This is a genomic window from Nocardia higoensis, assembly GCF_015477835.1.
GTDB classification, from domain to species: domain Bacteria; phylum Actinomycetota; class Actinomycetes; order Mycobacteriales; family Mycobacteriaceae; genus Nocardia; species Nocardia higoensis_A.
On sequence record NZ_JADLQN010000016.1, the window covers coordinates 1 to 16,783 of the forward strand.

At 67.1% G+C, this 16,783-nt stretch carries 25 protein-coding genes; 9 read left to right on the plus strand and 16 right to left on the minus strand.

Annotation, left to right across the window (positions count from 1 at the left end):
* From IU449_RS28380 to IU449_RS29575, 13 genes are all read right to left on the minus strand, one after another.
* Nucleotides 1-728, minus strand: a 728-nt coding sequence (locus IU449_RS28380) for a DUF2637 domain-containing protein (RefSeq protein WP_195005252.1), incomplete at its 3' end; no start/stop codon positions are given.
* Nucleotides 729-1,001: 273 nt separating this feature from the next.
* Nucleotides 1,002-2,570 carry a hypothetical protein gene (locus IU449_RS28385; protein ID WP_195005253.1) on the minus strand — a complete coding sequence of 523 codons (1,569 nt, stop codon included), beginning with the start codon at nt 2,568-2,570 and terminating at the stop codon, nt 1,002-1,004.
* Between the two features lie 63 nt (nt 2,571-2,633).
* Entirely contained in the window at nt 2,634-2,945 is a 312-nt protein-coding gene (locus IU449_RS28390; RefSeq protein ID WP_195005254.1) for a hypothetical protein, read from the minus strand.
* Nucleotide 2,946: 1 nt separating this feature from the next.
* Nucleotides 2,947-3,456, minus strand: coding sequence for a hypothetical protein (locus IU449_RS28395; RefSeq protein ID WP_195005255.1), 510 nt, complete (start codon nt 3,454-3,456; stop codon nt 2,947-2,949).
* Nucleotides 3,456-5,543: a hypothetical protein gene (locus IU449_RS28400; protein WP_195005256.1), complete on the minus strand. Its 2,088-nt coding sequence runs from the start codon at nt 5,541-5,543 to the stop codon at nt 3,456-3,458. Before IU449_RS28400 ends, IU449_RS28395 begins: the two co-directional genes overlap by 1 nt.
* Complete coding sequence (locus tag IU449_RS28405; RefSeq protein ID WP_195005257.1) at nt 5,540-6,235, minus strand: hypothetical protein; 696 nt, start codon at nt 6,233-6,235, stop codon at nt 5,540-5,542. The genes IU449_RS28400 and IU449_RS28405 overlap by 4 nt, the downstream gene beginning before the upstream one ends.
* Nucleotides 6,236-6,261: 26 nt before the next feature.
* The gene (locus IU449_RS28410) at nt 6,262-6,471 is read right to left on the minus strand and encodes a helix-turn-helix domain-containing protein (protein ID WP_195005258.1); all 210 of its coding nucleotides are present in this window, start codon (nt 6,469-6,471) and stop codon (nt 6,262-6,264) included.
* Nucleotides 6,468-6,809, minus strand: coding sequence for a hypothetical protein (locus IU449_RS28415; RefSeq protein ID WP_195005259.1), 342 nt, complete (start codon nt 6,807-6,809; stop codon nt 6,468-6,470). Before IU449_RS28415 ends, IU449_RS28410 begins: the two co-directional genes overlap by 4 nt.
* Nucleotides 6,806-7,138 carry a hypothetical protein gene (locus tag IU449_RS28420; RefSeq protein ID WP_195005260.1) on the minus strand — a complete coding sequence of 111 codons (333 nt, stop codon included), beginning with the start codon at nt 7,136-7,138 and terminating at the stop codon, nt 6,806-6,808. The genes IU449_RS28415 and IU449_RS28420 overlap by 4 nt, the downstream gene beginning before the upstream one ends.
* Complete coding sequence (locus IU449_RS28425; RefSeq protein ID WP_195005261.1) at nt 7,135-7,458, minus strand: hypothetical protein; 324 nt, start codon at nt 7,456-7,458, stop codon at nt 7,135-7,137. The genes IU449_RS28420 and IU449_RS28425 overlap by 4 nt, the downstream gene beginning before the upstream one ends.
* The gene (locus IU449_RS28430) at nt 7,455-7,646 is read right to left on the minus strand and encodes a hypothetical protein (RefSeq protein ID WP_195005262.1); all 192 of its coding nucleotides are present in this window, start codon (nt 7,644-7,646) and stop codon (nt 7,455-7,457) included. The genes IU449_RS28425 and IU449_RS28430 overlap by 4 nt, the downstream gene beginning before the upstream one ends.
* A complete protein-coding gene (locus IU449_RS28435; protein ID WP_195005263.1) occupies nt 7,643-7,900 on the minus strand; it encodes a hypothetical protein in 258 nt (85 codons plus the stop codon). Before IU449_RS28435 ends, IU449_RS28430 begins: the two co-directional genes overlap by 4 nt.
* Nucleotides 7,897-8,028, minus strand: a complete 132-nt coding sequence (locus tag IU449_RS29575; RefSeq protein ID WP_255586809.1) for a hypothetical protein — start codon at nt 8,026-8,028, stop codon at nt 7,897-7,899. Before IU449_RS29575 ends, IU449_RS28435 begins: the two co-directional genes overlap by 4 nt.
* A gap of 216 nt (nt 8,029-8,244) precedes the next feature.
* Between IU449_RS29575 and IU449_RS28440 the strand changes: the two genes are divergently transcribed.
* The 5 genes from IU449_RS28440 to IU449_RS28460 all read left to right on the plus strand — a co-directional run bounded on the left by IU449_RS28440 (nt 8,245) and on the right by IU449_RS28460 (nt 11,821).
* Entirely contained in the window at nt 8,245-9,081 is an 837-nt protein-coding gene (locus tag IU449_RS28440) for an AAA family ATPase (protein WP_195005264.1), read from the plus strand.
* A gap of 50 nt (nt 9,082-9,131) precedes the next feature.
* Nucleotides 9,132-9,608: a kinase gene (locus IU449_RS28445; RefSeq protein ID WP_324188465.1), complete on the plus strand. Its 477-nt coding sequence runs from the start codon at nt 9,132-9,134 to the stop codon at nt 9,606-9,608.
* Complete coding sequence (locus tag IU449_RS28450; RefSeq protein ID WP_195005266.1) at nt 9,605-10,321, plus strand: hypothetical protein; 717 nt, start codon at nt 9,605-9,607, stop codon at nt 10,319-10,321. The genes IU449_RS28445 and IU449_RS28450 overlap by 4 nt, the downstream gene beginning before the upstream one ends.
* Nucleotides 10,322-10,559: 238 nt before the next feature.
* Nucleotides 10,560-11,525: a replication initiation protein gene (locus IU449_RS28455; protein WP_195005267.1), complete on the plus strand. Its 966-nt coding sequence runs from the start codon at nt 10,560-10,562 to the stop codon at nt 11,523-11,525.
* Nucleotides 11,522-11,821 (plus strand): replication protein RepB, encoded by a 300-nt coding sequence (locus IU449_RS28460; protein ID WP_324188466.1) that lies wholly within the window; start codon nt 11,522-11,524, stop codon nt 11,819-11,821. The genes IU449_RS28455 and IU449_RS28460 overlap by 4 nt, the downstream gene beginning before the upstream one ends.
* 432 nt (nt 11,822-12,253) lie before the next feature.
* Here the strand turns inward: IU449_RS28460 and IU449_RS28465 are convergent, their stop codons facing one another.
* A complete protein-coding gene (locus tag IU449_RS28465; protein WP_195005268.1) occupies nt 12,254-12,640 on the minus strand; it encodes a hypothetical protein in 387 nt (128 codons plus the stop codon).
* Between the two features lie 76 nt (nt 12,641-12,716).
* Here IU449_RS28465 and IU449_RS28470 point away from each other — a divergent pair, with 76 nt between their 5' ends.
* The 4 genes from IU449_RS28470 (at nt 12,717) to IU449_RS28485 (ending at nt 14,971) form a co-directional block, all read left to right on the plus strand.
* Complete coding sequence (locus IU449_RS28470; protein WP_195005269.1) at nt 12,717-13,148, plus strand: hypothetical protein; 432 nt, start codon at nt 12,717-12,719, stop codon at nt 13,146-13,148.
* Entirely contained in the window at nt 13,145-13,930 is a 786-nt protein-coding gene (locus tag IU449_RS28475; RefSeq protein WP_195005270.1) for a ParA family protein, read from the plus strand. Before IU449_RS28470 ends, IU449_RS28475 begins: the two co-directional genes overlap by 4 nt.
* Nucleotides 13,927-14,298 (plus strand): hypothetical protein, encoded by a 372-nt coding sequence (locus tag IU449_RS28480; protein ID WP_195005271.1) that lies wholly within the window; start codon nt 13,927-13,929, stop codon nt 14,296-14,298. The genes IU449_RS28475 and IU449_RS28480 overlap by 4 nt, the downstream gene beginning before the upstream one ends.
* A 127-nt stretch (nt 14,299-14,425) precedes the next feature.
* Nucleotides 14,426-14,971 carry a hypothetical protein gene (locus IU449_RS28485; RefSeq protein WP_195005272.1) on the plus strand — a complete coding sequence of 182 codons (546 nt, stop codon included), beginning with the start codon at nt 14,426-14,428 and terminating at the stop codon, nt 14,969-14,971.
* A 1,152-nt stretch (nt 14,972-16,123) separates the two neighbouring features.
* On the opposite strand, the gene IU449_RS28490 is transcribed toward IU449_RS28485, so the two are convergent.
* Together IU449_RS28490 and IU449_RS28495 are read right to left on the minus strand one after the other, a co-directional pair.
* Nucleotides 16,124-16,573, minus strand: coding sequence for a hypothetical protein (locus tag IU449_RS28490; protein WP_195005273.1), 450 nt, complete (start codon nt 16,571-16,573; stop codon nt 16,124-16,126).
* A gap of 19 nt (nt 16,574-16,592) precedes the next feature.
* Nucleotides 16,593-16,783: helix-turn-helix domain-containing protein (locus tag IU449_RS28495; RefSeq protein WP_195005274.1), on the minus strand; the 191-nt coding region annotated here is incomplete at its 5' end.

The window sequence follows — 16,783 nt, forward strand, 5'->3', positions numbered from 1 at the left end:
CGCTTGATGTGGCGTGCGACAGTGCTGTGGTGCACGCCGATCTCGGTGGCGATCTCGCGGGCCGATTTGCCCGCGTCCAGCAGCGCGAGGATCTGGTTGTCGCGCGAGGCTGTCGCGTCGGTGTCGCCCTCTGCGACAGCCGGTGTCGCACTGCTGTCGCGCTGTGCGACACCGGTGTCGCGCGGTGTCGCACCGTTGTCGCTCCCGGATGCGACAGCGACACCCACTGTCGCAGATGTATCGACGATAGATTCTGATGCTTTATCGACCTTTGCCGTAAGGGTTTCGTCCTCGGCGGTCGGCTCGGGGGCAGTCCGGGGAACTTCCAGCAGTGCGGTCAGGCCGTGCGTGGCGGCCAGGCCCGCCAGCGGGGCGGCGCCCGCTACGCAGGCCGCGATGACCGCATGAAGCACTCTCTGGTCGGATTCCGCAGCGTGTAGACCGTTTCCGGCGATGCTGATCAGCTCGGCAAGGGCGAGCTGGCTCCAGAAGAACCGCACCGTTGCCGCGGGGATCGGGATGCCGGCCTTGCGGCGGCGCTGGAGCGAGACCAGCGCGACGGTGCTCTGCACGATCGCTCCGTCGACGAAGACCGGGCCGACCCAGGCGAGCTTCGGCGTGATCCCGGCCATTACCGATAGATCGGAAAGGGCCGCGAAGGACCACGCGAACGCGCCGCCGCCGATCACGAGCGTCATGAGCAGAGCAGTGATCTCGGTGATGTCCATGCGCGGATGCGACACCTTTGTCGCATCGGCCGGGGGCGCTGTCGCGCGATCCGGGCCGTCGAGCACCGGTGCGACAGCAGCTGTCGCAGCGGTGTCGCCTTGTGTCGCAGCGGTGTCGCTCGGTGTCGCATCCATCGTTGTGAACCTCCTGTGCGAGTGCGGGCGCGTCGCACGCCCGCGGTTGCTGGTCGATCTGGAGTGATCCGCTCCGGGCTGCAGACTCCAGCGGCTACGGCCCGGAGCGGATCACTGGCGGAAATAGCGATCGGTCGGCTATCGGTCGAACTCCGGCGGCTCGAACCCGTTCGGCGGCTCCTCGGCCGGCCACGGAATCTCCGATGCCGACGGCGCGGCGGGCGTGGTGACCTTGCGGCTGCCGTTGATCCGGGCCGCCGGCGCCGGCGTTTTGATCCGGCCGTTCTCGATCACCACACCGATCTGAGTCGGGGTATCGACACGAACCTCGTTGACCAGCTTGCGCGAACCATTGACCCGCCGCGTCGAGCCGTTACTACGGCCACCGGTCGCGGCGCCGGCCACCGCGCCCGCCAACTCCTTCTCCGGAGCGGCCGGAGCCGCGGGGCTCTTGCGCGAGCGCGACCCGGTCCGCTTCGGCGATGCCGGAGCCTTGGGCGCGCTCTCGGCCTGCGGCGCCTCCGGCGTCTCGGGGGTGGCCTCGGCCTTCGGGACCTCCGGGCTCTTCGGTGTCTTCGTCGTCGGGCGAGCTTGCTGGGCCTGTCGTTCCGGGCTGCCGTAACGCTGCTGGGGCGGAGTGTGTTCGATGAGCTTGCGCACCGCCGCGTCGCGCTCACCGCGCACCTGAGCCAGCTCGGCGTGTACGTCGGTCAGCTCCTGGCCGCGCTGAGCGAGCTGGTCGGCGACCGACTTGTGCTGTTGGCGCGCGTCGAGAACCTTCTCGCCGAGCTCGGTGACCTTGACCCGCAACTGATCGCGCTCGGCGATCGCACGCCGTTCCAGGTCGCGTTCGGCGGCGAGGTTCCGCAGCTGCTGCTCCAGCGCGGCGATCTCAGCCGACCGATCCGGCATCGGATCCGGCGTGGCGTCGGCCTGTGCCCACTGTTGCTGTTGCCACCGGGCTTGATCCAGTATCGGATCCGGCGTGGCGCCGGCCTCTGCCCACTGTTGTTGCCACCAGGCTTCCTCGGCCAGATCCTGACGCCGCATCTGCGCGCGCCGCGCGTTCGCGGCCTGGTCCTGCGCCGGCATCGGATTCGACCGATCCTGATGCATCCCGGGGATACTCGGCGCGGCCGGTCGCGGCGGTGCCTTGCGCGCCGAACGGTTTTCGCGTCGCTGTTCCAACCCTTCCTGGACCCGCGAAACACGCTCGGCCAAACGCGCTTTCAGCGCCGTCATTCCGTAGGGCTTCGGACCCCACACCGGCCGCTGCCGCACGTTCGGGTCATCGGCATAATGCGCGCTGACCAACGCCATCACCGCCTGGCCCCGCTCCTCACGGGTCAGATGCCCAGCCGCATGGATCTGCTCGGCCAGCATGTGACGCTGCTGGGCATGAGCCCACTGCGCCCGCGCGTACTGCTCCGGAGTTCCCGGAGCAGACCGATGCAGGTCCAGGCTCATCGCGCGGTGGTTGGCGATCATCTGCTCGACCGATGCGCGCTGGAACCGCCGCTCATCAGCAATCAGCCGCTCGTGAGCGCGCATCGATTCACGCAACTCCCGCACCGCCTCCTTGCGGACCTTGCGCGGCACTCGGGTTTTGCCAGGGTTCTGGCGCCGCCACGCGGCGATCGCCGCGGTCGCGGCCTGACCCAACGCCCGCATCTCGCGGGTGATCTGGTCCACTTCGTTGTCAGCCATTACTGGATTCCTTCCTCTTCGATGTCCCACCGGATCTGGCGGAGACTGCTGTAGTTGGTTGGTTCAGAACGGGGGGTCGTTGCCGAAGATCGGCGCGGACACCTCGGGAATCCGGGGGCGTGGGGGCTCGTCACCGGGGGCGAACCAGGAACTCCAGATCGGCTGGTCGACCAGGGCGTCGTAGTGCTCACGCATGTGGGCGTTGAGTTCCAGCTCGACGGCGTGGATCTCGGCGCTGTAGTCCAGCCAGCCCTGGGCGCCGCTGTCGGGATAGATGAACTCCAGCGGGGTGTTGTCCAGGTCCATCAGCCGGTTCCACTCGGCGAGCAGCTCCTGCGCGCGGGCTCGGGCCACGATGGTCGCGTCGTCGGTCATCTCAGGCACCGGCCAGACGGACACGACGGACGCGGACGCGGCGGATGCGACGCAGTGCCCGGCCCATCAGCCGCAGCGCGCGGCGCAGGACACCGACCACGGCGACCGTGGCGATCGCGATCCCGCGACCGGTCTTCATCGCCGCCCGCACCAGCAGCAGCGCGGTGTCGCGCGGGCCGGGCCGACCGGCAGCGGTCCACCAGCCGAAACTGAGCCAGGCCAGCGCGTAGGCGATCAGCGGGCCGGTCATCGGCACATCGACCGGGCCGACGAGCAGCGCGGCCACGACCACCGTCGACGCGATCGCCGGCGCCCACACCCGCGCCCGGTCACGCAGCGAGTCCGCGTGCCCGATCGTCGGTTTCACCCAGGTCACCGCCTTGGGCGCGGTTGGGGTGACCGGCTGCGGCAGGGCGGCCAGCGCCTCGGCGATGCCCTTGTCGGCGGCGAATTCCTCGTCGTAGCGGGCGAGGACGAACTCCTCGCGGCTCTCGTTCGGGTCGATGCTCATTACGCGACTGCTTTCTTGACGACGGCCGGAGCGGCCGGGGTGGTGGTGGACTTGGCCAGGCCCGGCAGCGGGCGCAGAGCCGAAATATCGAGCGGGGAGACGTGGCCGAATCGGGCCTTGCCGCCGCGTACGTGGACGATGTCGCCGGGACCGAAGTCGGCGAGCACCGCCGGGGAGACGATGAAGGAGTCGTCGCTCTGGACGTTGCCCTCGTCGCCGAGCTGCCCGCCGCCGACGACCTTGCGCGAGAACGCGGCCGTCTTGCGGGTGCCGATCTTCTCGGCCAAAGCGCCGGCGTTGTTGGCGCGCATCGCGAGGATGCCGCCCGAGCAGGAATCGACGAGCCGGTGGCGCTGGTCGTCGTTGGCGCCCAACCCCATCCAGGACTGCGAGAACCACGCGCTGCCGATGTTCGCCGAGCGCAGCAGCTCGACGATGCGGGCCGCGCCGGCGTCACCGCAGACCTGCGCGAACTCGTCGCAGAACAGCTGGATCGTGCGGCCGTGATCGCGACCGGCGAGCATGGTCAGCATCGACACCAGTGCACCGAACTGCGCCTGAGCCAAAAGCGGGCTGGTGATGCCCTCCAAGCAGCAGTAGACGATGTCGTAATCGGTGAGCTCCGCAGTGCCGTCGAAGGATTCGCCCAGCTCACGGCTGATGTTCATCATCGCGGTGCGCTCGGCCATCAGGATCGGGTTCTTCTCCGATGCCGTGACCGCGGTGATCGCGTCGATCTCGTCCGGGTAGGACGCCCAGCGGCGCACCAGCTCGGCGCGGTCCATCCGTGCCAAGTACTCGAAGAAGCTGGTGGGCGGGTCCTGGCCGGCCTCCAGATCCAGGTCCGGGTTCGGTGCGTCGACGACCAGGTGCAGGACCGCCTTGCGCATGTTGATGTAGTAGGCCTCGGCCGGGTCCATGCCCTCGGTTGTCATCCCCGCACCGAGCAGGCCCTCGAACCTCGAGGACAGCTCGCGGGCGCGCTGCTCGCGCTCCTCCACCTCGTCGGGGAGCTTGCCGCCGAAGAAGCTCAGCTCCATCTCGTCGGGCCAGGACGCGAACCGCGCCGGATCGCCGCCCATCGCCACGAACGCATCCCGCACGGTCGCGGCGGTGCGGCGGGCATCGCGGGCGCCCTTGACGTCGATGATGACCGCCAGCGGGCGACCGGCCTGGTCAGAGCGCCACCACTGCTGATGACGACGCCACCCCGCCGCCCAGAAGCTGAGGATCGCGCGGACCATCATCGTGGTCTTGCCCGAGCCCGGATTACCGATCGCGACGACGTGCTCACGCATCGCCAGCCAGGTGATCCGGAACAGGCTCTCGTAGCGGCCGGTGAGCCGACCGGCCACCGAGCGGGCCGGGGCGGTGCCCGACATGCTCGCGGTGCGACCGATCACCGGGTCCGGGCCCACAGTCCCAGCGACCAGCGGCATCGCTGTCGCCGACATCCGGGTCGCGGCCGCCATCTCCCGGCGACGACGCGCCCACATCGCCCGATCGGTACGCGCCGGCGACTTGAAGCCGCGGGTATCGCGCTGGTCGAAGTACTTCGCCGACAGGAACGCCGCAGCAGCCCACCCGACCGGCACGGTCGCCACAGCCGCCGTCGCCGCACCCTGAGCAGGCATTCCGGCCGCGACCTCGGCGCAGGCCTGAGCGATATCGTCACGCACGGCAGACCAGCCGTCGATCAGCATCGCCGAACCAGGCAGCACACACGACCCGACCGCGAAGTTCCGCAGGCGGATCGGGGTCCAGGTCCACAGCCACGAACTCGCCACCGCGGCCGCGGTGACCGCAGCGACCGAGCCGCCGAGCACACCGGCCACGGCCAGGCCGTCGAGCACACCCTCAGCGGTGATCCCGGACAGGTCCGGCAGGTGGATGTCCTCGACCCACGACACCAGCGGGGAATCCGCGCCAGGAATCGGCGGGGCCGACGGGTCCACGTCGGGCACCTGGCCGACCGGCTCGGTCGGAGCGGGCGACGGCGAGGCGACCGGAGTCGGCGCGTACGGCGCGCAATCGTTGGCGGTGATCATCGGCGTGCACGAAGCAGGCGCCCTCAGGAAGTCATTCATGCTGCACCTCCAGCAGCGAAAAGCCCACGGGGCCTGTCAGTTTCGGTCTGTTTCTTGATCAGGTCATCCAACGGACGGACCCGGAACTCGGGGTCGGCGCTGGTCGGCCTCAGAACGGCTTGCGCGGCCGTCGCGACACGGGTCGCGGCCTCGGGAGTGGCGTAGTAGAGCAGCGAAGCCGCGCCGGCCGCCTTGGCGGCCTCGTAAGCGGCGCGGACCTTCGTGCGGGCATCGGCGCTGCCCTTGCGGGTCAGCTCGACCTCGATCGCGTGCAAACGGCCCAGGTCATCGGTGAAATGCCCGTCATGCAGATGCGGGCGCGCCCCACCGAAGCTGTCCGGGCGGTTCGAATGCCGCAGCACCCGCTCCGACACCCACGAGTCCTCCTCGCACGCCGTATTGCCCGCCAACGCGATCCGCACCTGAGCAGTGACTGCGAGATGGTTCGCGTTCTTCGGACCCGGCACCCAACCAGCGCAGTGGAACCCGAGCAGCGAAGTCGCCACCTCACTACTGGGCACAACCCACTGCGACCCCGGAATCGGCCGGTACACCTTCTTGCTCGGCAGCATCCCGGCCGCCTTCCACCGCGACGCCACCCGATACGCGTTCGGCTCGCTGGTACCGAGCAGCAACGCAAGCACCCACATCGGCACCGCGTACATCTCCGCGACCCACTGCAGCGCCCACATATCCCGCGGACTCAAACGAACGCTGCTCATCGCGTCACCGCCTGCGCGGGGCGCACCAATACGATCAGACTCAGAACCTCGTGCCGATTCACCCGCGGGCTGTTGGCAATTCGGTACTCGCTGAGATGTCCCTCGGTGATCCAGCGACGGATGGACGTATGCGTCACACCGAGCAGCGCGCCCGCCGCACGGAACGTCATCAGGTCATTCGGGTTCGGCAGGCTCGCTTTGCTCATCGGTCGAACCCCATCCACGCACCCCGGTCGATCCGCGGGGCGGTGACCGTGAGCTCGCTGATGTCGGCGATGACCTTGAGGTCCGGTCGCCCAGCCGGGCAGGCCTGCGCCGGGCTACGCCGCACACGGGCCGCGCCCTGGCGCTCGATCGCGGCCGCCGTGGCCAGCCGCTCCATGTCCGGGTCGTAGACGTGCATGGACTCGCGGTCGAGCAGGTCATCGAGCTGACGCCCCATCTCGGCGAGCTGCCGGTCCCGATCGGCCAGGGCCTCACGCAGACGGGCGATCTCGGCGGCCTGGTCGCCGCCGCTCTTGGCGTTGTTGCGGTTCCAGATCATCGGTCGAACCCTCCTTCCCAGATGTCTCCGCGCTCGATCTCGGCGATCTCGGCGGGCGTAAATGAATGCGGTGTCGGTGTTTTCAGCTGCTCGCCGGACATCAGCCACTGGCCGGCGCGGCGGCCCTGCGTCCGGACGGTCCGCGGCTTCGGCGCATCCACCCGGATCACGCGGCCGGTCTGACCGAGCCGACGCGCGGCCTCGGCCAGGTGCGGCAGCTCCGTGATCGGCGTCGGGATGCCCGGAGCGTGAGCCGCTTCCGGCCCTTCGGGCTGCTGAGGCACCCGCGAGGTGTGCCTGCTGACCGGACGCCGGGCCGCGCGGGTCATCGGTCGAACCCGTCCCAGCTCGGCGGCAGAAACGGCGACGGCTCCAACGCGCCCGGCGCGGCCTGCTGGTCGGTGAGGCTGGAGGCCAGATCCTCCGGGATCTCCGCATAAGCGCGGACGGCCTCGACGGCCTCGGCGGCCGTGGCGAGCTCGCCGGGCTCGTTCCCCAGGTCCAGGCTGATCACGTCCTCGCCGGTCGAATCGACACCGTCGAAGACCTGGGCGAAGTAGGTCTGCATACCGCGGTCCCAACCGATGTAGACCTCCCGCTCCGGGGCGCAGCCCTCGATCGGGGTCAGGCGAATACGGTTGCTGCTCATCGGTCGAACTCCCACTCGATTTCCGGCGCCTGGCCGTAGGCGTAGCGCCGCAGATCGTCGGCGCGGATCGCGCGCTGCGCGATGAACTGTCGGGCGCCGCCCGCCTCGGTCGTGTCTCCGACCTCGACGGCAGCGGTGTGCATGTCCTCGGCCAGATCGGCCAGCTGCATACGGGTCTGCGGGGTCATCGCTGCACTCCCGCCAAAGTCGGCGTCACACGCTGCACGTGCTGGCAATCGGTGCGCTGCACCTCGTGGACCCGACAGATGTTCGGGCTCGGCACATAGGACTGCTGATCAACCCAAGCGATCGAGCAGCCGACCACGCCGACCAGCAGCGCCAGGACGAGCAGGATGCCCTGCAACACCGGCGGCAGCGCGCCGTAAGCCCGCGAACCGGCACGCATCACCGCGTCGTCGGTCTTGACGACGGGGCCGATCATCGCCGCACTCCGTGGCGCTTGAACACCCGGTTGAACTTCACAAGTACCCAGATGAACGCCGCGAGTAGCAGCAGCTGGATCGCGCCGTTCCAGGCAACAGCCAGCGCGTAGAGCGCCAAGACTGCCATCAACAAGAGCAGGGGCTTTCTCACTGAACCCTCCCAAGGGAGATTGTGGTCATAATCTGAACTGTTCACAAAGTACCAATTGAACCGTTCAGAGTCCAGGGATTCCGTGAGAATTTCCCAGGAAATGCGCAGATACAGAGGTCACGGGCCGCTTTGACGGTCCGGACTGATACCGTCTACCTGCGATTTCGCCACTGATGATGGGGACCAGACGTCATGACTGAACAGATCAGCAGCAACGATCCGCGATCGGCACAGATCGCCCGCGAGCTGCGGAACGACATCGAGTCCGGGCGGCTCCGGCCGGGAGACAAGATGCCCACCAGCCGCGTTCTCGCGGACCAGTGGGGCGTCGGCGTCGGCACCGTGAACAAGGCCATGGACACGCTGCTGGCCGAGGGGCTAATCGTGAGCCGGGCCCGCTCCGGCCGGGTTGTCGCCCTTCCCGGCAGTGCGCCGGCGGGCCGGATTGCGGGTCGTCCGCGCGTCGTGTTCGTCGGCGGATATGCCGGGTCTGGCAAGACCGAGACCGGCCGAATCATCGCCCGCGAAACCGGCTGGGCGATGCTGGACAAGGACACGATCACCCGCAGCGTGGTCGATGCCGCACTGGTCCAGCTCGGATCGACCATCTCCGACCGAGAGTCGCCGACGTACCTCGAGGTCGTTCGCCCCGCCGAGTACCAGTGCCTCGAAGCAGCCGTGATGGAGAATGCCGGGTGCGCCGTCAGCGTGGTCGCGACCGCGCCCTACCTGCGCGAATTCCACTCCCCTGCATGGTTCGAGCGAACCTCCGCCGCACTCGCCGGGCTGGGCGTAGAGATGTCGGTCGTCTGGATCCGCTGCTCAGCCGAATCGATGCGGTCCTATGTCGAGCGCCGCGGAGCAGCACGTGACACATGGAAGCTCGCGAACTGGGACACCTACATCGGCACCGTCGACCTTGAGTTCACCCCGCCCTGGCCTCACACGGTGATCCACAACAACCCCAGCGACCCGCCGCTTCAGGGGCAGATCAAGGACTTCCTTCGCTCGCTGGAACCCAGCCGGTGAGCCGCGGCGGCATCGTCCTCTACGGCCCACCAGCCTCCGGAAAGGACACAGTGACCGCGGCGCTCACCGTGCTGGAACCTCGCGCCCAGCACTTTCGGCGACTGAAGATCGGCGGCGGCCGGACCGCTGGGTACCGCATGGGCGAGCAGCAGGATCTCATCGGACTGGAATCGTCCGGCGGAGTGCTCTACTCGAACAGGCGCTACGGCGCGACGTACGTCGTTGACAGACCTGAGATCGAGCGAATGCGGGCGGCGGGATTGATCCCGGTAGTCCACCTCGGGCAGCCTGAGGGTGTGGTGGCACTGCTCGATGCCGAGCCTTCCGCGAGCTGGCTGGTAGTCGAGCTGTGGTGTCCGCGCGAGACGGCGGCCGAACGCATCGCCGCACGCGATACCGGAGACACAGAAGCGCGGCTCATCGCGTGGGATGAGACTCCACGCCTGACCGCGCCAGACCTCCGGATCGACACCAACAACACGGCGGCCGAAGACGCCGCCCAACAGATCATGAAAGCTGTCGAATGAACGCGTGGTCCGTCATCGTCCCGGCCCTACATATCCCCCACACAACCGGCGAGATCGACCTCGAGCGGACGCGCCGCTACGCCGAATCAGCCGCGGACAGCTGGGTCGATCGGTTCCTGATCAACGGCTCTACGACCGGCGGCCGCGAACTTCACGTCGCCGATCGCGAAGCCGTTCTCGATATCTGGCTCGACACAGTTGGACAAGAACGGCTCCTAGCCTGCTCCTGGTCCTGGCGAGATATCGCTTCGGCTCGCGAGCGCGATGTCCTGCCTATGGCAGTCATGACGCCGGATTTCGTCGGCGCGGATGTTCTCCGGTGGCTCAGCGCGCTACCGCCGGCCACTATCTACAGTCACCCGGCCTACGGCGGGCCAGTGTGGACACCGGAGCTGGCGCGCACATCTACAGCCGCCGCGATCGCTCCGCTCGGCGGCAAGATCTCGAAAGTCGACACCACCCAGGTGCGTGCCCTGCATGCGGCGGCGCCAGAGTTCCTGCTCTGGGATGGCAGCGCTCGACACATCCGTGAATCGCTCGACGCTGGAGCCTCCGGTGTCGTCCTAACGCCGCTCGCTGGCGACCTCCACCAACTCCCCTCAAAAACGGTTCACGACGTGCAGATGCTCGCGAACGTCGTCCAGGCAGAGCTTGACCAAATCGAATCCAAACCGGACCGCCGTGATCTCCTTCTCAGACGGTCCAGCGTGTGACTGGATGCTCCAGAGCAGGCCGTGTCGGTTGTCGGTTCCAAAGGAACGAATCCCGACATATGAACATATGCGCATTATCGCATATGTTCATATGAACATATTTTATGGATTAGGCTTGGCGTGTCCTACCCCAATATTTCCGGAAAACCCCAGCGTGGGTGGGCGCAGACCGGAACTATCTGATTAGGCTTGGCGTGTCCTACCCCAATATTGCGAAAATCAGGGCAAGGTGTGCGAGGTGACTGTTGATGTGGCCCTCGCGCTAGCGGACGATGCGGAAGCTGAATGGTGCGATCCGACCCAGTTGACGTTTGACACCGTGTTCGAACGCAAGTGGCTCCCTCGGTATCCCCTTGCGGGAACCAAGAAGGACGGGCCGAAGTACCGGATGCCCCGCGACCGTGCGCTCACCAAGGCATACGTCGAGGCGAATCCGCTGTGCATGCAGTCCCTGATCATCACCGACCACGACGGCGGCCGCGCCGACGAGATCGTGAGCATGACCGGCCTGCCGACGCCGTCGTACATTCCGATGAATCCGCACACGAAGGGCGGGCACATCGTTTTCGCCTTGGATAAGCCGGTGTGCCTGACAGACGCAGCGCGTCGGGCGCCAGTCAACCTGCTTGCACGTATCGAGCAGGGCTTGAATGACGTCCTCGGCGGTGACGTCTCCTACTCGGGACGCTTCACCAAGAATCCGACGCACGCGGACCACATGACGCTCTGGGGCCCGGCGACCGCGGTCTACTCGCTCAGTGACCTCGCTGGCCCTCTTCGGAAGATGGGTGCATTGCCTCGACGCGCGACGAGTCAGCGCGAGCAACGAACCCTGCTTCAGAATTCCACGACAGGACGCAACTGCGCCTTGTTCGAACTGGAGCGCAAGTGGGCGTACCCGCGGGTTCGTGACTACAAGGACCCAGTTGAGTGGGACGAGGTAGCTCTTGCCTACGCCTGGGACCGCAATGAAGCCATCATCGGCCCGGCGTTCACCGCCGGCCCGCTCGGCTGGACCGAAACAACCTGTCTGTCTCGCTCCGTCTCACGCTGGACATGGCGCAATATCAAGCGCACCCTGAGCGAAGAGCAGGCGCGGCGCGGGCGGAACGGCGGAAGAAAGGTGACCGACGCGAAGCGTGAAGCAAACCGCGCGCGCGCCACCAAAGTTGACCGAGAGCTCGCAAAGGCGGTGCTGCTGTGAACTCCTCCGGCAAGGCGGAAACCACCGCCAGGCGCTCAATGTCCGCCCGAGAAGGCGCTGCCAAGCTCGGCGTCTCGCCTCGAACGATCCGTCGCTTGGTCGCCGAACCGCGCGACGACTTCGAAACCCGTGCACGGGAACGCCGCGAACGCGCGGCCGAGCTCAGAGCTGGCGGGGCGACGTACAAGCAGATCGCGGATGAACTGGGCTGTTCGGTCGGCGCGGTTGGGGGCCTTCTTCACATCGCACGCCGCGACGGGCTACTGGTTGACGAACGGTCGTCCGCCCAGGCCTGACAGTGCATGTACTCTACATGCACGACTACATGTAGACGTACATGTATTCCGTTTCTGACCGCCGGTAAGCAAGCATTATCGGCGGCCAGGTCAGGGCAAACCGGACATTTATCTCGGTGGGGCGATCGGCCTGTCGACCCGTAGGTCTACCAGGTCGGGCATCACGGCCTGGTCGGCCCGGATCGCCTCGACCACGGGTGCGAGCACTGGCCCCAGAGACTCGGCAGCCATTGCGATGATCGTGCGCTTCGTGGATTCCGGCACGTGCAGCGTGAACGGAAACATTCCCTACTCTCCTTCTCGTCGGTGTGACTGTGGAGCGGGACGGTAGCGACAAGAGGTGCAGCCGCGGGCGCTGGGCACGACTGACCAAATGAGCGGTGGCCTACATGTACGGCACATGCAAACCGCATGTGTCGTACATGTGCGCTGTCAGTAGTCGAATGTCGTGTCTTGCATGAGCCGCGCCGCGAACAAGATCCCGGCAGTGAAGTCCGCAGTCACTCCCTCTCCCCCGAGCCGCGCGACGAACTCGGCCAGCTCCGGGATCTCGCGCAAAGCGGGCTCTTCGAGCAGGTCCTCGACGCAGTCCTGCGGGCTCCGGAGGCCGAACCGGCGCCTGCTGACCTTCGGGCCGCCGACGAACATCTCCTCGATGTGGCGCCCGAGATAGACGCGCGTCTCGTCGCGCGCCAGGCGCTCGATCTCTTCACCGAGGCCGGCCAATTCTCCGGCCAGCTCGCTCGCACTTTTCCGACTGCCCACGGTCCCGCTCCCATCGTGTCGATAGCGGCAATCGCCGCAGTTCAAAGCGTACATGTAAGGAACATGTTCTGTGCATGTTGTCTACCTACATTCAACAGACATTTTGCATGTATGCGAGTACGATGGAGGCATGACTCTCCCCGGCCAGCACCTCACCGACCCCACTGATTTCGTGCGCGGACGCTGGAACTCCGACGGCCCACACACGCCCGAGTCGATCGCGGCGGCGGCGACGGCGATCGAAGAGCTGATGCGCTACCTCGCTCACGCCACTCGCCGCGACCTCGACGTGCCGACCCTCTACGCCGCTACCGGATCGCTCGCTCACGCCACGCAGATCAGCGAGCAGGTGCTCACCCAGCTCGCCAACTCCTGCGTCGCCGTCTCCGGCCGCGCCGATCTGCGCCACGACGTCGCCGACGCCGATCCGTCCAGTGCGGCGCTGATCGCCGCCGACGAACTCGGCGTCGAGGCGAGCCGGGACGTACGTAGCCTGCGCCGGCTACTCGACCAGGCGCAGCAGCAGCTCGCTCACCTGTACGTGACGGGAGACGACGAATGAGCCGTGCCATCGCGATCGCGCTGCAGAAAGGTGGTGTCGGCAAGACGACCACCACGATCAACCTCGGCGCGCAGCTGGCCGCTCTCGGCCGCAAAGTCTTGTTGATCGACATGGACCAGCAGGCGCACACGACCAAGGGCCTGGGCATCACCCTCGGCGCTGATGACGCGACCATGTTCGAGGTGCTGCACCCTGACCGCGAGATGCGCGTCCCGCTGGCCGAGATCATCCGGCCCACCGCGTTCGGCGTGGATGTCGCTCCGGCGCACCTGGCTATGCGCAGGCACGAGCGCAGCGGCCTCGGATCGGGCGGGCAGCTGCGTCTCGCGCGCCAGCTCGACGAGCTCGAGGGCTACGACTACGTGCTGTTGGACTGCCCGCCGGCACTCGGCGAGCTGACCGCGGCCGCGCTCGCCGCAGCCGATGACGTGCTCGCGGTCCTCAAGGCCGGTTCCGATGAGGTCGACGGCCTGATCGAGCTGGGCAACTCGGTCGGCGACGCACAGGAGACGTTCAACGCCGATCTCGATATCCGGTACGTGCTGCTGACCGACTTCGACGGACAGCCCGTCGCCTCGCGCAACGTGCGTGACCTCCTGCTGCGCGACTGGGGCGAATGGAACAACGGCGGGGCCTACCTGGGCGAGATCCCGCACACGGTCCGCGTGGTGGAAGCCAAGGGCCTGCAAATACCGATCCACGTCCACGCCCCCACCTCCAGCGCCGCGGTCGCCTACAAGGACGCGGCCCTCCGACTCGACGAGAGGATCAACGCATCATGAACGCCGCCCGAGCCACAGGCCTCCCGATCGAAAGCAGCCGCGCCGCACGACGCGAGGAAGCTGCCCGGCTCAAGGCCGAGCAGGACGCTGCCGACACCGCGCGGGCAGCGACCACCGCGCCCGCGGCGCCGCAACCGTCAACTGATCCGCTCCCGGCCGCGCCGACGATCGCGATCCCGATGAAGAAGCGCGGCGACAAGCGCCCGTTCTCGACGCAGCTGCGAGTCGAGACCACGCTGCGTCTGGCGTGGCTGGTGGAGCAGGGCGGCGTACTGACCGACACCGTCGACGCTGCCATCACGGCCTATCTGGATGCCGCAGGCGTTCCTCGGCCGGGCCCGGACGGGACCATGCCGAACGCCCGCTGATCACCTCACACTCTCCCAGGCCGGGCCGCCAACACGACCCGGCCTGAGTGCTGTCCAGGAACGCGTACGAGCACCGGTGTCCGATATTCGGGGCTTGTTCGACGGCTTGCCGCATACCCTCGGGCACATGCCCAGGTACACCGATGAGTGGTACCGCCAGATGACCCGGCTCCCTCGCCTTCTCGATAGTCATCTCGGCGGCCTGCTCATCGAGCGCCAGTATCGCGGTCCAGATGAGGGCTGGTATTTGTGCTGGTGGCCGGATGGTCCGACCGTCGAGCACATGTACGCCATCGTCCACGAGTTCGCCCCCGTAGTTGCCAAATACCTGCGCTACCGCCGTGGTTGGTCCGACATCGGACAGGCCACCTCATTACTGCTGTGGCTCGATGCCGACCCCGCTCGTGCCCTGAAGTCGTCAGCCCGCAAATTGATCGAGAAGGCTGGCGACGAGGTGAGCTGGCCGGAGCGAGCCGAGCGAATTTGGCGCGATCGGGCCTATCGACTGCTCGACCGCACCGGCGCAGGAGTTCTTCTCCCAGCAGCTGCCGAAGAACTGACCGAACGTATTCGTGCGGTCGGTTGGACCGAAACACTGGCTTGGTTGGACGAGTACCACCCGACATCACAGTCTGCACACCAGCCGAGCGAACCTCCGATAGCACCTCAATAACTGGTGTGGATGCTGTTCTGTTGCGGTAGACCTACCTGCCGCCGGATCCGCGCCAACCCCTCTCTGGGAGGCCTGGCCCCCGCCGAGGGCGGGGGTCCTGGGGGCTGGCCCCCGGTAGCAGCCCCCGGCTGCTCAGCTCTTCCGTAGTGGAGCCGTGGCTGTAGTGCGTGGTGGGTGGTGTCTCTCCGGTCAGCCTGGGCATCTTCGATCACCCGGGTGCCGGGTGTCCAGGGTGGCGCTTGCGCCATCGGCTTGCCGACGCCGTAGGCGCCCTGGATACCCGGCACCCGGGTGATAGGCCCGTCTTGGCTGACCGGAGAGGCACCGCCCGCCACACCCGGCGGAAAGCAGGCGCGAGCGCAGCTCGCGGTACCCCCGACCTGGCGGAACTCGCGCCGCTCGACCTCCGCTGATGCCTGAGCCAGCGCACCACGTGCACGACGTCACACGCGCCCTACGAAGCTGTCCAGCTACCGAGCCGCGAACTCAGTAGACCGCAGCGCAGACACCATGAATCAACCCCTGGAAGCGGCGCCGCAGGCGACGGAACGTCTACCAACGCAACCACCATGCCAACGCACCGATACCCACCCAACGCAACCCACACAATCTTTTTTCTTTTCTCATTCTCACCAAATACATCCCCTCACCTACCCACCCAACTCCCTCCCACCCACCCACCTTGGAGATCAAATGCGCACGCAGTGTGTATTTGATCTCCAAGGTGGGTGGGTGGGAGGGACCACCACGAAAACCCAGCTCAGGGCATGCATTTGGTGAGAATGAGGATCGCGCAGCGATCATGATCTTTTTTCATGACTTCTTCTCGACCACTTCAACACCAACACCGCGACCAGCCACCGCCCTGACCTGGGCCGATCTTGATCGGCCCGGCCTCGGACAGACGCCGGCCGAAGGCCTGCGGCCCGCTCCCTCAGCGGTGTCAGTGTGGAACGCCGTCACGACCGCATCAAGGGCGCCTGCGGCGTCGGCAAGCCGATGGCGCAAGCGCCACCCTTGACCCGGTCGCGCCGCCGCTCCGCTTCGCTGATGGAGGGAGCGGGCAAAGGAACGGTTACAGGGCAGGGCGCACGCAAAGACCCCCGACCGGCGAACAGCCGATCGGGGGTCTTTGGGGGTTCTGAGCTGCGGTTATGCGGCTGGGGGCTGGTAGCCCTTCGCCTGGTACTCGCGGGCGCCCTTGATCTTGGGATCGGGGCCGACGTAGAGCAGGCCGAGGATCTGGCCGCCCAGCTCGATCTTGCCCGCTCCGGAGGCCTGCACCGCGGCCCGGATGGCCTTCTGGACGTCGCGGTCCAGGTAGAGCGCGCGCATGCCGTCGTCGTCATCGTCGACGGCCTGGTCGGTCTGCACCAGCAGCACCGAGTCGTAGACGGGCTGGCCGGACTCGGCCGGGGTGGGCTTGCGGTTGACCCAGTACAGCAGCTCGCCGGTCTCGCGGTGGCGGCGGTGACGGCGCTCGACGGAGACGATCTCGCCGGTCAGCTGGTCGCCGGGCTTGGCGCCCGAGCCGAACGCCGATCGGGCGTCGGAGCCCATCAGGTTGGCGTTGATGAAGTCCAGGTCGGTCATGGCGGTCATGATTGCTACTCCTTGGTTATCAGTTGGCTCCGGCGATCAGCCGGAGAGTCTGTGCGGCGGACTCTTCCGCCGGCGGGCGCAGTCGCTTGATGTGGCGTGCGACAGTGCTGTGGTGCACGCCGATCTCGGTGGCGATCTCGCGGGCCGATTTGCCCGCGTCCAGCAGCGCGAGGATCTGGTTGTCGCGCGAGGCTGTCGCGTCGGTGTCGC

What these genes read in the sequence shown, in the direction of transcription:
- IU449_RS28385 (WP_195005253.1), bottom strand. Translation starts at nt 2,570, where the DNA reads ATGGCTGACAACGAAGTGGACCAGATCACCCGCGAGATGCGGGCGTTG.
- IU449_RS28390 (WP_195005254.1), bottom strand. Translation starts at nt 2,945, where the DNA reads ATGACCGACGACGCGACCATCGTGGCCCGAGCCCGCGCGCAGGAGCTG.
- IU449_RS28395 (WP_195005255.1), bottom strand. Translation starts at nt 3,456, where the DNA reads ATGAGCATCGACCCGAACGAGAGCCGCGAGGAGTTCGTCCTCGCCCGC.
- IU449_RS28400 (WP_195005256.1), bottom strand. Translation starts at nt 5,543, where the DNA reads ATGAATGACTTCCTGAGGGCGCCTGCTTCGTGCACGCCGATGATCACC.
- IU449_RS28405 (WP_195005257.1), bottom strand. Translation starts at nt 6,235, where the DNA reads ATGTGGGCGCTGCAGTGGGTCGCGGAGATGTACGCGGTGCCGATGTGG.
- IU449_RS28410 (WP_195005258.1), bottom strand. Translation starts at nt 6,471, where the DNA reads ATGAGCAAAGCGAGCCTGCCGAACCCGAATGACCTGATGACGTTCCGT.
- IU449_RS28415 (WP_195005259.1), bottom strand. Translation starts at nt 6,809, where the DNA reads ATGATCTGGAACCGCAACAACGCCAAGAGCGGCGGCGACCAGGCCGCC.
- IU449_RS28420 (WP_195005260.1), bottom strand. Translation starts at nt 7,138, where the DNA reads ATGACCCGCGCGGCCCGGCGTCCGGTCAGCAGGCACACCTCGCGGGTG.
- IU449_RS28425 (WP_195005261.1), bottom strand. Translation starts at nt 7,458, where the DNA reads ATGAGCAGCAACCGTATTCGCCTGACCCCGATCGAGGGCTGCGCCCCG.
- IU449_RS28430 (WP_195005262.1), bottom strand. Translation starts at nt 7,646, where the DNA reads ATGACCCCGCAGACCCGTATGCAGCTGGCCGATCTGGCCGAGGACATG.
- IU449_RS28435 (WP_195005263.1), bottom strand. Translation starts at nt 7,900, where the DNA reads ATGATCGGCCCCGTCGTCAAGACCGACGACGCGGTGATGCGTGCCGGT.
- IU449_RS29575 (WP_255586809.1), bottom strand. Translation starts at nt 8,028, where the DNA reads ATGGCAGTCTTGGCGCTCTACGCGCTGGCTGTTGCCTGGAACGGCGCG.
- IU449_RS28440 (WP_195005264.1), top strand. Translation starts at nt 8,245, where the DNA reads ATGACTGAACAGATCAGCAGCAACGATCCGCGATCGGCACAGATCGCC.
- IU449_RS28450 (WP_195005266.1), top strand. Translation starts at nt 9,605, where the DNA reads ATGAACGCGTGGTCCGTCATCGTCCCGGCCCTACATATCCCCCACACA.
- IU449_RS28465 (WP_195005268.1), bottom strand. Translation starts at nt 12,640, where the DNA reads ATGTACGCTTTGAACTGCGGCGATTGCCGCTATCGACACGATGGGAGC.
- IU449_RS28470 (WP_195005269.1), top strand. Translation starts at nt 12,717, where the DNA reads ATGACTCTCCCCGGCCAGCACCTCACCGACCCCACTGATTTCGTGCGC.
- IU449_RS28475 (WP_195005270.1), top strand. Translation starts at nt 13,145, where the DNA reads ATGAGCCGTGCCATCGCGATCGCGCTGCAGAAAGGTGGTGTCGGCAAG.
- IU449_RS28480 (WP_195005271.1), top strand. Translation starts at nt 13,927, where the DNA reads ATGAACGCCGCCCGAGCCACAGGCCTCCCGATCGAAAGCAGCCGCGCC.
- IU449_RS28485 (WP_195005272.1), top strand. Translation starts at nt 14,426, where the DNA reads ATGCCCAGGTACACCGATGAGTGGTACCGCCAGATGACCCGGCTCCCT.
- IU449_RS28490 (WP_195005273.1), bottom strand. Translation starts at nt 16,573, where the DNA reads ATGACCGCCATGACCGACCTGGACTTCATCAACGCCAACCTGATGGGC.